The sequence below is a fragment of the Pelagimonas sp. genome (genome assembly GCF_058892305.1).
Genome location: NZ_JBZXVN010000021.1, coordinates 1 through 14,098, shown reverse-complemented (window position 1 = coordinate 14,098; position 14,098 = coordinate 1). Strand labels below are relative to the sequence as shown.

13 protein-coding genes are annotated in these 14,098 nt (G+C 56.2%); 4 read left to right on the top strand and 9 right to left on the bottom strand.

From position 1 onward, the window contains the following. On the bottom strand, positions 1 to 977 hold a 977-nt coding region (locus AC5EFR_RS09520; protein WP_493575607.1), incomplete at its 3' end, for a cbb3-type cytochrome c oxidase subunit I. A gap of 195 nt (positions 978 to 1,172) precedes the next feature. Here AC5EFR_RS09520 and AC5EFR_RS09515 point away from each other — a divergent pair. Further along, the gene (locus tag AC5EFR_RS09515) at positions 1,173 to 2,012 is read left to right on the top strand and encodes a universal stress protein (RefSeq protein WP_493575606.1); all 840 of its coding nucleotides are present in this window, start codon (positions 1,173 to 1,175) and stop codon (positions 2,010 to 2,012) included. A 97-nt stretch (positions 2,013 to 2,109) separates the two neighbouring features. Here AC5EFR_RS09515 and AC5EFR_RS09510 read toward each other — a convergent pair whose 3' ends face one another. Together AC5EFR_RS09510 and fnrL are read right to left on the bottom strand one after the other, a co-directional pair. Beyond that, complete coding sequence (locus AC5EFR_RS09510) at positions 2,110 to 3,015, bottom strand: PhzF family phenazine biosynthesis protein (RefSeq protein ID WP_493575605.1); 906 nt, start codon at positions 3,013 to 3,015, stop codon at positions 2,110 to 2,112. Then, positions 3,008 to 3,754, bottom strand: coding sequence for a transcriptional regulator FnrL (gene fnrL / locus AC5EFR_RS09505; RefSeq protein WP_493575659.1), 747 nt, complete (start codon positions 3,752 to 3,754; stop codon positions 3,008 to 3,010). Before fnrL ends, AC5EFR_RS09510 begins: the two co-directional genes overlap by 8 nt. A gap of 64 nt (positions 3,755 to 3,818) precedes the next feature. Here fnrL and hemN point away from each other — a divergent pair, with 64 nt between their 5' ends. After that, positions 3,819 to 5,174 (top strand): oxygen-independent coproporphyrinogen III oxidase, encoded by a 1,356-nt coding sequence (gene hemN, locus AC5EFR_RS09500; RefSeq protein WP_493575604.1) that lies wholly within the window; start codon positions 3,819 to 3,821, stop codon positions 5,172 to 5,174. Here hemN and AC5EFR_RS09495 read toward each other — a convergent pair. Beyond that, positions 5,163 to 5,657, bottom strand: coding sequence for a MarR family winged helix-turn-helix transcriptional regulator (locus tag AC5EFR_RS09495; protein ID WP_493575603.1), 495 nt, complete (start codon positions 5,655 to 5,657; stop codon positions 5,163 to 5,165). The two genes, hemN and AC5EFR_RS09495, sit on opposite strands and share 12 nt — an antisense overlap. A gap of 93 nt (positions 5,658 to 5,750) precedes the next feature. Here AC5EFR_RS09495 and AC5EFR_RS09490 point away from each other — a divergent pair, with 93 nt between their 5' ends. Continuing rightward, positions 5,751 to 6,635 carry an EamA family transporter gene (locus tag AC5EFR_RS09490; RefSeq protein WP_493575602.1) on the top strand — a complete coding sequence of 295 codons (885 nt, stop codon included), beginning with the start codon at positions 5,751 to 5,753 and terminating at the stop codon, positions 6,633 to 6,635. Here AC5EFR_RS09490 and AC5EFR_RS09485 read toward each other — a convergent pair. The 5 genes from AC5EFR_RS09485 to AC5EFR_RS09465 all read right to left on the bottom strand — a co-directional run bounded on the left by AC5EFR_RS09485 (position 6,608) and on the right by AC5EFR_RS09465 (position 13,032). Continuing rightward, complete coding sequence (locus tag AC5EFR_RS09485) at positions 6,608 to 8,197, bottom strand: ABC transporter ATP-binding protein (RefSeq protein ID WP_493575601.1); 1,590 nt, start codon at positions 8,195 to 8,197, stop codon at positions 6,608 to 6,610. The genes AC5EFR_RS09490 and AC5EFR_RS09485 overlap by 28 nt on opposite strands. Next, complete coding sequence (locus AC5EFR_RS09480; RefSeq protein WP_493575600.1) at positions 8,194 to 9,312, bottom strand: ABC transporter permease; 1,119 nt, start codon at positions 9,310 to 9,312, stop codon at positions 8,194 to 8,196. Before AC5EFR_RS09480 ends, AC5EFR_RS09485 begins: the two co-directional genes overlap by 4 nt. Positions 9,313 to 9,316: 4 nt before the next feature. Then, complete coding sequence (locus AC5EFR_RS09475; protein WP_299920956.1) at positions 9,317 to 10,390, bottom strand: microcin C ABC transporter permease YejB; 1,074 nt, start codon at positions 10,388 to 10,390, stop codon at positions 9,317 to 9,319. Positions 10,391 to 10,396: 6 nt separating this feature from the next. After that, positions 10,397 to 12,307, bottom strand: a complete 1,911-nt coding sequence (locus tag AC5EFR_RS09470) for an extracellular solute-binding protein (RefSeq protein ID WP_493575599.1) — start codon at positions 12,305 to 12,307, stop codon at positions 10,397 to 10,399. A 209-nt stretch (positions 12,308 to 12,516) separates the two neighbouring features. After that, positions 12,517 to 13,032, bottom strand: a complete 516-nt coding sequence (locus AC5EFR_RS09465) for a c-type cytochrome (RefSeq protein WP_493575598.1) — start codon at positions 13,030 to 13,032, stop codon at positions 12,517 to 12,519. A gap of 154 nt (positions 13,033 to 13,186) precedes the next feature. On the opposite strand from AC5EFR_RS09465, the gene AC5EFR_RS09460 reads away from it, so the two are divergent. Beyond that, positions 13,187 to 14,020, top strand: coding sequence for a prephenate dehydratase (locus tag AC5EFR_RS09460; RefSeq protein ID WP_493575597.1), 834 nt, complete (start codon positions 13,187 to 13,189; stop codon positions 14,018 to 14,020). The last annotated feature ends 78 nt before the right edge of the window (positions 14,021 to 14,098 follow it).

Below are 14,098 nucleotides of genomic sequence, written 5' to 3'. Positions count from 1 at the left end.
GCCCAATCAGGCAGCGCGGTGTAGTGCAAGTGGTGAGGACCAGCCCAGATATACAGGAAGATCAGCGCCCAGAAGTGGATGATCGACAGTTTGTACGAAAAGACAGGGCGTTCGGCCTGCTTGGGTACAAAGTAGTACATCATGCCCAAGAAACCCGCGGTCAGGAAGAAGCCAACGGCGTTGTGGCCGTACCACCACTGCGTCATCGCATCTTGGACACCCGAGAAGACCTGAACAGATTTGGAACCCCAGATCGAAACTGGAATGCTCAGGTTGTTGAACACATGAAGCATCGCAACGGTCAGAATGAAGGACAAGAAGAACCAGTTGGCCACATAGATATGCGGCTCTTTGCGCTTGACGATGGTGCCGACGAAAATCGCCAGGTAAGCCAACCAAACAACGGTGAGCCACAGGTCAACATACCACTCGGGTTCTGCATATTCTTTGGATTGGGTGCCGCCGAGCAGATAGCCGGTTGCCGCCAATACAATAAAGAGTTGGTAACCCCAGAACACGAACCATGCCGTGTTGCCGCCCCAAAGGCGGGCCGCCGATGTACGTTGTACAACGTAGAATGAGGTCGCGATCAACGCGTTGCCACCAAACGCAAAAATCACCGCACTTGTGTGCAGTGGGCGCAGGCGGCCAAAGTTGGCGTATCCTTGAGCCCAATCAAAGTTGAGCGCCGGGAAGGCCAATTGGAAAGCAATGAACGTACCAGCCGCGAAACCGACAACACCCCAAAAGGCGGTGGCAATCACACCAGCACGGATCACGTTATCCATGTATTCGTTCTGTGGTGCTGCCACCACGGGTTCATCTGTGTGGCGCAAAGTCCAGATAAACATCCCGGCGGCCACCGCCAGAATGAGAATCGCGTGGACCTGGTAAGCCACATCTCGCGCATAGCTGGCGGCGATCATCGCAAAGATCGCAACCAGACCAAGCACGATGAGCTTGATATAGTTCAACATAATTCGTCCCTTCGTCTGACCCACACGATTCGCAAAGCCGTATGGGCGGTTATTAGACCGGCTCGTTTTTGCGCTGTTCGCGCGTTGTGGGCATTGATCTGCATCAAGAGAACTGCGCGTTTACCTTGACGCTCGTCAAGGTGCGACCATCCGTGCCGGTTTAGGCTTGTCAAAGGTTTGGATCAGGAGGAACGAATGGCCTTCAAATCAATATTTACAGTCGTAACGGACGCCGCTTTGGCACAATCGACACTGGATCATGCGGCCGCTGTGGCAAGCGGCAGCGACGCGCATCTGGATGTGGTGTGTTTCGGCGTCGATCGTACGCAAACCGGTTATTATTATGCTGGTGCAAACGCGATGGTGCTTCAGGAAACCCTGAGCCGCGCCAATATAGATGCCACTGATTTGGCAACATCTGCGCGTGAACAATTGCAGAAAACGGACTGTCGTTGGGCTGTCGAAGGGGGGGTGGCACAGCTTGCTGATATTGGTCGCCATGTCTCGACGCGGGCGCGATTCTCGGACTTGGTCGTCCTACCAAAGCCCTATGGGACAAATCGCAGCGTTGAACTCGAACCTGTCCTAGAAGGGGCTTTGTTCGAAGGGCAAGTGCCGGTTTTGGTGGTTCCCGATGACGTTGACCCACCAAGCCAGCCGCGCCGCGTTGTGGTCGGGTGGAACGAAAGTGCTGAGTCGCTGCGCGCGGTTCGCGCCGCCATGCCCCTTCTGGTTGATGCAGAAGCCGTGCATGTGGTGGTGATTGATCCGCCGCAACACGGGCCGAACCGCTCTGATCCCGGTGGGCTTTTGTCGCAATACCTCGCGCGTCATGGGGTGAAAGCCGAAATAGATGTCTTGTCCAAAACCCTGCCGCGTGTCGCCGATGTGATGCAGCGCCATGTGAGGGATGTGAATGCGGATATGGTGGTGATGGGGGCCTATGGGCATTCGCGGTTCCGCGAGGCCATTCTCGGCGGAGCGACCCGCAACATGTTGGAACAGACTGAAGTCACCACCTTTATGGCGCATTAACAAGTAGATGGTGGTTCGGCGCTAGAGCTCAGGGCGGTGCCCTGAGCACGACGCCCCGCCCACCATCCCATCGGGTTGCGCTCATCGGGCAGGGGGGTCACCCGGCTTTGATATGTCCTGTGCTGACCGGCACGGCCGATCCTGAGATATGGACCGCCTCTAGGGCACCGTTTTTCACAATGGCGCGAAAGCCAACCTGGCTGGGGCGCCCCATTTCCACACCTTGAGTGAGGGTGAGTTGGTTCTCGCCTTCTTTGAGCTGTCCAGCGGTCAAAAGCTGGGCCGCTAAAATGGCGCTGGCCGACCCGGTTGCTGGGTCTTCGGGAATGCCCGCAGTGGGGGAAAACATCCGTGCCTGAAAACCATCCGCCGTTTGTGTATAAAGGTATGCGTTGTCCACGCCGCCAATCTTGATTGCCTGGCTCCAAGCGGGCTCCATCGGGCGCGCTTTGGCCAAGATCGACAGATCTTTGACCGGAACATACATAAATCGCGGCCCGCCTTCGAAAACGCCGGGGGAATGGGGGCCAACCCCAATATCTTTGGCCGAAATGTCCAAAGCCTCGGCCAGCAAGTCAACCGGAGGTGTGGCCCCTTGTCCTGCTGGGAACGGCACAACAGGGGCTTGAAATTCGGCCCGTGTAACACCGTCTTTGCGCCAGACTCGTACCGGGACCAATCCGGCCTGTTCCTCAAGCGTAATCCGTGTTTCGAAATCGCCGGGTGGCTGCGACTTGCCCGCAAGATAAATCGCACAGCCAATGGTTGGGTGTCCCGCAAACGGGATTTCTCCGGTTGGAAAGAAAATCCGCACTTTGGCTGTATGGGCCGGATCATCCGGGCGCTGTACAAAGAGCGTTTCCGAGAGATTGAACTCACGCGCGATGGTTTGCATCGCCTGATCCGACAGGCCATCCGCCCCCAGAACAAGCGCCAGCGGATTGCCGGCGAAACGCTCTGTTGTGAAGACATCATAGGTGGCAAATGCCAGCGTGTTAGGCAAAAACGCCCCCGTCGGCATCATCTCCGGCTTCGTCCATCAAGCGCGCCATATCCGGAATGGTGACATGACGCTTGCCTTCCAGGGTGATGACCCCGTCGCGTTTCAGCGCCGACATCTGGCGGCTGACGGTTTCCAGCGTCAAACCAAGGTAATCGGCCATCGCTTCGCGGGTGAGCGGCAGGTCAAAGACCAACGGCCCCTCGATCCCCGAAAGGTTCACGGTGGCATTGCGCCGGGCGATGATCGACAACAGCGACGCAATTTTTTCGCGCGCTGTTTTGCGCCCAAGCACGAGCATCCATTCGCGCGCCGCGTCCAACTCATCCAATGTCATTTCCAACAAACGCTGGGCGATATGGGGAGTCTTGTTCATCAAATCTTCGAACGGGGCCTTGCGGAAACAGCACATAACCAAATCGGTGGTGGCAACCACGTCATAGGCGGCAGAGCCGCGACCGGGGCGACCAACAAAATCGGATGGCAACAAAAGGCCAACCATCTGGGTGCGGCCATCTTCCATTGTCTGGGTCAGTGTCGCGATTCCCGATACAACCGAGCCGACAAAATCCATGCGATCACCGGACCAGATCACCGTCTGACCGGCTTCGAACTTGCGGTAATACTTTATTTCTTCGAGCCGTTCGAGCTCATCCCCATCACACCGGGCACAGACCGCACGGTGCTTGATAGGGCAATCGGCACACTCTTGCGAGGTCGCAAGACTACGTTCATTCAGCATTGGCATGGTCCCGTGTTGATCTGGGTCAAGGTCGCGCTTTCCCAACACCCATAAGTCTACTCGGATGGTGGACAGAACACAACTTGCACGACTAGGCCTCTTTGACGCCAAAGTGCCCCGCTACACTTCTTACCCAACGGCCCCGCATTTCGCCGGGGGGGTAGGGCCTGACCGATTCGTAGAATGGATCGAAGCTGTACCCGAGTATGGCGATATATCGCTTTATTTGCATGTACCGTTTTGCCGCAGGCTATGTTGGTTCTGCGCCTGTCGAACCCAAGGCACTTCAACGCTTTCTCCGGTTGAGGCCTATGTCGGCACATTGATCGACGAACTCAAAATGCTGCGCAAGCACTTGCCCAAAGGGGTCAAGCTATCGCGCCTGCATTGGGGGGGCGGAACGCCGACTCTTTTGACGCCTGACATGATGACCCGCCTGATCGCGGCGATTCGCGACACGGCTGATTTTTCTGACAACGCTGAGTTTTCGGTCGAAATTGACCCCAATGAAATTGATGCGGACCGGCTCAAGGCGCTGGCCGCGGGGGGGATGAACCGCGCTTCAATCGGGGTTCAGGATTTTGACGAACAGATTCAGGAAACCATTGGTCGCCCTCAAGGTTATGATATGACCAAGCAAGCGGTTGAAATGATACGAGAGACTGGCGTTGAAAGCCTGAACGCCGATATCCTTTTTGGCTTGCCGCATCAATCCAAAGCCAAGATCACGGAAACCGTGCAGAAACTGTTAAGCTTTGCGCCGGATCGTGTGGCCCTTTATGGCTATGCGCATGTGCCGTGGATGGCCAAGCGCCAACAATTGATCCCCTCGGATGCCCTACCGACACCGGACGAACGGCTCGAACTGTTTGAAACAGCGCGACGGTTGTTCATTTGGGATGGCTATGACGAAATTGGCATCGACCATTTCGCCGCCAAAACCGACGGCTTGGCCATAGCCCAAAAAGCCGGGAATTTGCGTCGCAACTTTCAGGGCTACACTGATGACACTGCGGATGTTCTTATCGGGCTTGGGGCGTCGTCGATTTCGAAGTTCCCACAAGGGTTTGCACAAAACGTTTCGGCAACCGGTGCCTATACGGGCAAGATCCGCGATGGCGCGTTTTCCACTGCGCGCGGCCATGTGTTCAGTGACGAAGACAAGCTGCGCTCACGTCTGATCGAGGCGCTTATGTGTGACTTCCGCATTGACGCGCATGAGATCACAAGCAGCTTTGACATCTCTGAGGCAGAGCTATTTGGCATGTTGCGGGCGGCGGATGACCGGTTCGAGAATATTCTCGACGTCACCGAAGATGGCCTGTTTGTACCAAAAGAGGCGCGCGCTTTGACCCGTCTTATTGCCCGCTCTTTTGATGCTTATGACCTGTCCAAGGCCGGACATAGTTCAGCCATCTGAGGCTTCAAACCCGGACAACCATTTCTTGAGGAGCGCATCCAACTGGCTGCGCTCTTCTTCGTTGAGTGGATTAAGAAGGCGTTTCAGGTTGTCCACATGGGCGGTAACAGCTTGATCAACAAGGGCAAAACCCTCATCCGTGAGTTGAATAAGAAATCCGCGGCCGTCTTTGGGGTCCGGTGTACGGGTGATCATCCCGGCCTTTTCAAGACGATCAAGACGGTTGGTCATCGTACCCGATGTCACCATCGTCGTCGCCATCAATTCTTTGGGTGTCAAGGCATGAGGCGCACCAGAACGCCTTAGCGTCGCCAAAACATCAAAGCTCGCCAAGTTCAGCCCGTGCTTCGCAAATTGCGCGGCGTGTTCTCGGCTCAGATGCTGGGACAGCCGCGACAGCCGGCCATTCGTGCCCATCTGAGCGGTGTCCAGGTCGGGCCGTTCGGCGTTCCATTGGGCGGTGATGCGGTCAACATGATCCATAAATCTGGTGTGCGAAATTATTGTCTTGACGTCAAGGTTTTCAAAACTATCTTGACGTCAAGAAAAGTATCTCGACATCAAGATAGGTAATCCATGTCCCGCTCAACCGATATTGCCCTAACCGCTTTGGCCCCGATTATTTGGGGGTCGTCTTACATCGTTTCGACCCAAGCTTTGCCGGGGTTCGACCCGATGTTGGTCAGCCTGCTGCGCGCTTTGCCGGCCGGCTTGCTGTTGCTTGTTCTAACGCGACAATTGCCGCCTTTGGATTGGGTGCCTCGAATTCTGATCCTTGGGGCGTTGAACTTTGCGATCTTTTGGGGCGCACTCTTTGTGGCGGCCTATCGCCTTCCCGGCGGGATCGCGGCGACTTTGGGCGCGCTACAGCCGCTGATTGTTGTCTTTTTGGCCTCTATGATCTTGGGCACCAAACTAAACGCGATGGCGGTTTTGGCATCTCTGGCGGGGGTGTTTGGCGTTGCTATATTGATTTGGACGCCTGGGGTGCAATTTGACGCGTTGGGCATTGCGGCGGCGCTCATCGGTGCCGTGTCCATGGCGGTTGGCACGGTGCTGTCGCGCAAATGGCAACCGCCGGTTCCACCGCTCACCTTTGCCGCCTGGCAATTGACGGCGGGCGGGATTCTGCTCCTGCCTGTTGTGATCATCATCGCGCCCGATTGGCCGCATTTTGACACCACCGCGCTGGCCGGTCTGGTCTGGTTGAGCGTTATCGGTGCGGCGTTGACCTATGTGGCCTTCTTCCGCGGCCTCGCCCGTCTTGGCCCCGCCACCGTGTCGAGCCTTGGCTTTCTCAGCCCTCTAAGCGCCGTTGTTCTGGGGTGGTTGCTTCTCAACCAAAGCCTATCCACACAACAATTATTTGGCGCGTGCGTGATTGTTCTCTCGGTTTGGACGGCACAGCGTGCGGCCTCTCCTAAACCGCAGTTTCAGACCGCCAGATCAAAGGCCGCATGAAGCAGGGCCCGCGTGTATTCGGTTTTTGGCGCGTCGAAAATCTCGTCGGCGCTGCCAAATTCCACCACATCACCCTGTTTCATCACCATGACCTTGTGGCTCATGGCGCGCACAACTTTCAAATCGTGGCTGATGAACAAATAGGCGAGGTCATATTTGCGTTGTAATTCGCGCAAAAGATCAACGATCTGCACCTGCACCGTCATATCAAGCGCCGAGGTTGGCTCGTCCAAGACCACAAGGCGCGGGCGCAAAACCATGGCGCGGGCGATGGCGATCCGCTGGCGTTGACCGCCCGAAAACTCATGCGGATAGCGGTGCATACTGGCCGGGTCGAGCCCGACTTCTTCCATCACCTCATGTACCAATTCGTAGTGCGAGCGCCCATCCGGGCCCCCATGTACGGTGAGCCCTTCGGCGATGATCTGTTCGCAGGTCATGCGCGGCGACAGCGACCCAAACGGGTCTTGAAACACGATCTGTATTTCCGAGCGCAAGCGGCGCAATTCCTGCACCGACCATTTGCGCACATCTTCGCCGCGGTAGGTGATCGCGCCCTCGGATTTGATCAATCGCATGATCGCAAGGGCAAGGGTGGTCTTGCCTGATCCAGATTCGCCGACGATACCAACGGTTTCCCCGGCACGAACCGAAATGGACGCGTCATTGACCGCCTTCACATAGCCAGTGGTGCGTTTCATCAAGCCGGTCTGGATCGGAAACCAAATTTTGAGGTTCTCGGTGCTCGCGATGACATCGGCATCGGCGTCAACTGGCTCGGGGCAGCCGGTGCTTTCGGCCGACAAAAGCATCTGCGTATAGGGGTGTTGCGGATTAGCGAAAATCTCGCCCGTAGGGCCTTGTTCGACGATCGAACCGTTTTTCATAACACAGACCCGATCGGCGATTTTACGCACGATTCCAAGATCATGGGTGATAAACAACAGGCTCATATCTTCGGATGTCTTCAGATCAGCCAGCAAATCCAAAATCTGCGCCTGAATGGTCACATCAAGCGCCGTTGTCGGTTCATCCGCGATCAAAAGATCGGGCTTGTTGGCCAATGCCATGGCGATCATCACGCGCTGACGCTGCCCACCAGAAAGCTGATGCGGATAGGACCCGAGCCGTTTTTCCGGCTCACGAATGCCAACCTTGTTGAGCAGCTCGATGATCCGATCCCGCGCTTTGGAACCGCTCAGCCCTTGGTGAAGGGTGATGCTTTCGGCCAGCTGTTTTTCCAGCGTGTGCAGTGGGTTAAGCGATGTCATCGGCTCCTGGAAGATAAAGCTGATATCATTGCCGCGCACGTCATGAAGCCGTTTCTTGCTGGCTCCGATCATCTCTTGGCCTTCGTACAAGACCGATCCCTCAACCGTGGCGCTATCGCCAAGCAAAGACACCGTTGATAGGGCCGAAACCGATTTTCCGGACCCGGATTCCCCAACCAAAGCAACGGTTTCTCCGTGTTCGATGTGAAAGGACACACCTTTGACGGCCTGATTGGTCTTACCGTCTTGGGTAAAGCTCACCCTAAGATTTTTGACATCGAGAATGCTCATGAGAAGGTTTTCCTCGGGTCAAATGCGTCGCGCACGCCTTCAAAGATGAAGACCAGCAACGACAGCATCACGGCAAACACCGTAAAGGCAGTAAAGGCGAGCCAAGGGGCTTGCAGGTTCTGTTTGGCTTGCAGGGTCATCTCGCCAAGCGATGGTGATGACGACGGCAACCCAAAGCCCAGAAAATCCAATCCGGCCAAGGTGCTAATGGTACCGGTCACGATAAACGGCATGAAGGTCAGCGTCGCGACCATGGCGTTTGGCAACATATGGCGGAACATGATTGTCCAGTTTGAGACGCCAAGCGCGCGGGCGGCGCGGACATATTCAAGGTTACGGGCGCGCAGGAATTCGGCGCGCACAACGCCCACCAATCCCATCCAGCCAAACAGGATCATCAACACCACCAAAAGCCAGAAACTTCGTCCCAGAATGGCGAAGAGGATGATGATCACATAGAGCTGGGGGGTTGAGGCCCAGATTTCGATAACCCGTTGAAAGATAAGGTCGACCCAGCCGCCAAAGTAGCCTTGCAAGGCCCCGGCGATCACCCCGAGGATCGAGCTGCTGATGGTGACCAGAAGGGTGAACAGGATCGACAATCGGAACCCGTAAATCACCCGCGCGACCACATCGCGTTTGGTGTCATCGGTCCCAAGCCAGTTTTGATCATTCGGGGGCAGGGGGGCCGCGCCGGGGCGATCCACCGACGTATTATAGCTATAGGGAATGATCGGCCAGATCATCCAGCCTTCTTGGAAACCGTCGCCAAGGTCGGCCCCGGACCCGGCGTCGACCTGGTCTATCAACCCCTCGGGATCGTCTAGGCAGTCCTCGATGCCACCGGTGCGGATCAGGCATTTGACCTCAATATCGCGATAAGCGGCTTCGGATTTGAACTCACCGCCGAAATCGGTTTCGGCATAAAAGCTGAAGATCGGCATGCGATATTCGCCGCGATAATTCACCAGGATCGGTTTGTCATTGGCGAGGAACTCGGCAAAGAGCGACAGGGTGAAAATCACCAAGAAGATCCAAAGCGACCAAAAAGCGCGTCGATTGCGTTTGAAATTGCTCCAGCGGCGCTGGTTGAGCGGGGAGAGAGTGAGTGCCATGGCCTTAGCCCTCCCGCTTTTCGAAATCGATGCGCGGATCGATAAAGACATACATCAAGTCCGAGATGATCCCGATCAGCAAGCCAATCAGCGAGCTGATGAACAAGGTGCCAAAGATCACCGGATAGTCGCGTTCGACCGCCGCCTCAAAGCCCAGACGCCCCAGCCCATCAAGCGAGAAGATCGTTTCGATGATGATCGAGCCGCCAAAGAACACGCCGATGAACACACCGGGCAAGCCGGCGATCACGATCAGCATCGCGTTGCGGAACACATGGCCATATAGGACCTTGCTCTCGCTAAGGCCCTTGGCGCGGGCGGTCATCACATATTGCTTTTTGATCTCGTCCAAGAAGCTGTTCTTGGTCAACAAGGTCAGCGTCGCAAAGGCCGAAATCGTCGAGGCCAGCACCGGCAAAGTGATGTGCCAGATGTAGTCGTAGATTTTGCCAAACAGGGTTAGCTCATCAAAATTCTCAGATGTCAGGCCACGCAGCGGGAAAATCTGCCAATAGCTGCCACCGGCAAAAAGAACCAACAGCAAGATCGCAAACAGAAATCCGGGGATGGCATAGGCCACGATGATTGCCGCCGAGGTCCATGTATCAAATGGCGTGCCATCGTTGATGGCCTTTTTGATGCCCAGCGGAATGGAGACCAGATAGGCAATCAGCGTCGACCAAAGCCCCAGCGAAATCGACACCGGCATCTTTTCCAACACCAGATCAATCACTGAAATCGACCTGAAATAGCTCTCGCCAAAGTCGAGCCGCATGTAGTTCCAAAGCATATTCACAAAGCGTTCGAGCGGAGGTTTGTCAAAACCGAACTGCGCCTCTAGGTCCTTGATATATTCCTCGGGGAGGCCGCGGCGGCCCACGCCCTCTTCTCCACCCGAGGCGATCTCGCCTCCGCCACCGGCGATCCCGGAAAAGGCATCGCCTTCGCCTTCGATCTCGGCAAGGATTTGTTCAATAGGCCCGCCCGGCACAAATTGCACAAGGGCAAAGTTGATCACCATGATCCCCAAAAGGGTCGGGATGATCAGTAACACACGTCGGAGGAGATAAGCGCCCATATTGGATCAGAGCGCCCCAGCATCGCGCAATTTCTGCGCTTTGTCTTCGTCATACCACCAGATCGAGGTTTCCCCCATCGACAGGGGTGGCGGTGTATCGGTGTAGGGGCGCGAATAGACGTCAAGGTAGGCGACGTTATGTTCGCCCTTGTACCATTGCGGCACCCAAATATGCATGGCGCGCAGCACCCGATCGAGCGCGTTGACCGCTGTATCAAGCTCTTCGCGGGTTTTCGCATCGGCGATGATACGGATCAGCTTGTCGACACCTTCGTTGTTCAGCCCGGCGACATTGACCGAACCGGGGGTGTTTACGGTTTGCGAGCCGAAAATCTGTTTCAGCTCGTCCCCCGGTGTTTGCGACATCGAAAAGCGTTGCGTGACCATGTCATAGTCAAAATTCTTCTCGCGTTCTTGCGATTCCGCCGGATCAACCCGGTTGGCCGAGGCGGCAATCCCAAGACGTTTGAGGTTTTCGACGTAAGGGTTGATCACCCGGTCGAAACTTGGGGAATCGTTGAGAATTTCGAGCTCAAAGGGTTTGCCATCTTTGTAGCGGACACCGTCATCGCCAACTTCCCATCCGGCCGCATCCAAAAGCTTGCCAGCTTTGCGCAGGGTGCGGCGGTCGGCAAGATCGGAGGATTTCGATTTTGGCGGGCTATAGGCCTCTTCGGTAAAGACGGTTTCGGGGAAATACTCGCGCAGCGGTTCCAAAATCGCCAGTTCTGCGTCGCTCGGCATGCCGCTCGCCTGTAGGGTTTCAGAGTTTTCCCAGAAACTATCGGTGCGGCCATAGATGCCATAGAACAGCGATTCATTGGACCATTCAAAGTTGAAGGCCAGCGCCAGCGCCTCGCGCACCCGTGGGTCGGCGAACTTGTCACGGCGCAGGTTGAACCAGAACCCTTGGGTGCCCGCAGGGCGGCCATCGGGGATCACCTCTTTGACAACATGACCGGCGTCTAGCGCTGGGAAATCATAGCTGGTGGCCCAGGTTTTAGACGAATATTCCTCGCGGAAGGCATAAGCCCCGCCTTTGAACGCCTCAAAGGCGGCCAGATAATCGCCAAAATATTCATATTTGATCGTGTCGAAATTATTGTGCCCAACATTGACCGGCAGGTCCTTGGCCCAATAATCATCGCGGCGTTTGTACGAGATCGAGCGACCCGGCTCGACTTTGTTGAGGTCAAATGGCCCCGATCCCATCGGCGGCTCAAGGCTGCTTTGGGTGAAATCGACGGTGTCGTAATAGGCTTTGGACAGGACCGGAATGCCGCCCGCCGTCATCAACAACTCGCGCAGCGGCCCCTCGGGGTTAAAGGTGAACTTTACCGTCAGATCATCAATCGCCTCGACGCTGACAAAATCGGCGAATGTGGTTTGAAAACTCGGGCGGCCCTTCTCCTTGAGGGTCTCATAGGAAAACACCACATCATGGGCGGTGACCTGCGTGCCATCGCGGAACTTGGCCTCGGGGCGTATGTGGAAAATCACCCATTCGCGGTTTTCCGGGTATTCCAGCGTATGCGCGAGCAAACCATAGCGTGCATCCGGCTCTTCGAGGTTGCCGGTCAAAAGCGTGTCGTAAAACACCCCGGCGCCGGCGGCGGCATTCCCCTTGAGGATGTAGGGGGTCAGACTGTCAAAGGTGCCAAAGGCCCAGCTTGAGAACTCACCGCCCTTGGGGGCATCGGGGTTCACATAGTCAAAGTGGGTGAAATCGGCACCGTATTTCAATTCACCAAAGGTTGAGACGCCATGCGATTTAATCACCTTTTGCTCGGCCCATCCGATTGTGGCGAGACAGGCAACCCCAAGAGCGAGCATTGCCCCAGTTACCAAGGGTCTCATCGATCGGGTCAAGGTGCGTATCTGTGTCATCGGGCGGATCCGGGCATTGGGTCGCTGCATGTGGTCTCCCCTTTATCTGGTCAGCTTGGACGTCACTGACAATTCACGATCATTTTAGTTAATTTATAGCTAAAGGCAGGTGGGCGCGACATTCAAGTTGAGATTCCGTGATGTTACGCGATTTCGCCTATCGGTTGAGATGCGTTCAGGCACAAAAAAACCGCGTCCCGGATAGGACGCGGTCTGATTCTGTTCTGAAACCTTGGGGCTTAGCCGCCCAGAGAGTTCAGGTAGCTGATCACATCAGCGCGATCTTCAGGCTTGGGGAAACCTTTGAACGCCATACCGTTGCCCGGTGCGTATTTTTTGGGGTTTTCCAAGAAACCAAAGAGATGCTCAGGCGACCACACGTCGGCAGCTTCGCTCAGAGCGCCGGAGTATCCGCCAAACCCTTCCGCGCTTCCAACCGGACGGCCAACCACACCATAAAGGTAGGGGCCTGTGCCGTTGGCACCATCGTCAACCTTGTGGCAGCTGGCGCATTTCTTTTTGAACAGTTTCGCGCCCGAAGCCGCATCGCCCGCGGCCAAAACGGCTGCTACGTCGATTTCAACGACTTCTTCTTCGCCGCCTGCGTCGTCTCCGCCTGTGTCAATCACATAGGCGGCCTGTGCGTGATCGCCGTGTCCACCACCGGTGTGGTAGAGCGTTTCGGCGACCCATTTGCCCAAAAGAAAGACCAGCAGCGATCCGCAGACGCCGCCTATAACTTTGGTCATGGTCATTGTGTCAAACATGAGGTGCCCTGTTCGCTATTCGCATTCGCTATTCGTCGGGCGCGTGTCTATTGCTTCCCTTCGCTCATGGCAAGGTATAGAAGGCGCGACCAAACGCCCGCCCACCGGTACAATGGTGCCAATTTGACAGGAAACAGTAAAAATGACCCAGCGCATCGCCTTCCAAGGAGAGCTCGGAGCCTATTCTCATGAGGCTTGCCGCGACGCCCGCCCGGATATGGAGGCGCTGCCCTGTAACAGTTTCGAAGACGTCATCGAGGCGGTGCGCAGCAAGAAAGCCGATCTCGCCATGTTGCCGGTGGAAAACACCACCTACGGGCGGGTGGCCGATATTCACCGGATGTTGCCCGAAAGCGGGCTGCGCATCGTCGATGAGGCCTTTGTGCGCGTGCATATTAGCCTGATGGCTGTGCCCGGTGTTGAGATCGAAGACCTTGAATTGGTGCGCGCCCATCCTGTGTTGATCCCGCAGGCGGGGGAGTTTCTGACACGTTATAATATCAAGGGCGAGGCTGCGGCCGATAGCGCCGGGGCTGCGCTTGATCTTGCCAAGACCCAAGATCGCAAAACCGGCGTTCTTGCGTCTGATCTCGCGGCCGAGATCAATGGCCTGCACATCCTTGCCCGCCATATCGAGGACCACGCCCATAACACCACCCGCTTCTTAATCATGTCGCGCGACGCTGAACATGCAAAGCGTGGCGACCACGGCATGATGACCACCTTTGTTTTTCAAGTGCGCAACATTCCCTCGGCGCTCTATAAGGCCATGGGCGGTTTCGCGACCAATGGCGTCAACATGACCAAACTCGAAAGCTATATGGTCGGAGGTTCTTTTACCGCGACCCAATTCTATGCTGATATCGAAGGCCACCCCGGTGACCCGGCGGTACAACGCGCGATGGAAGAACTCGATTACTTCACCGATATGGTTGAAGTTTTGGGCACCTACCCTCGCGACCCGCGCCGCGACTAACCGCCCCCCGCGCACGCGCAGCCCCGCTGAACAACCCATCACAACATTTGCGGGGTAAACCTGACGTGTCAGCCAATG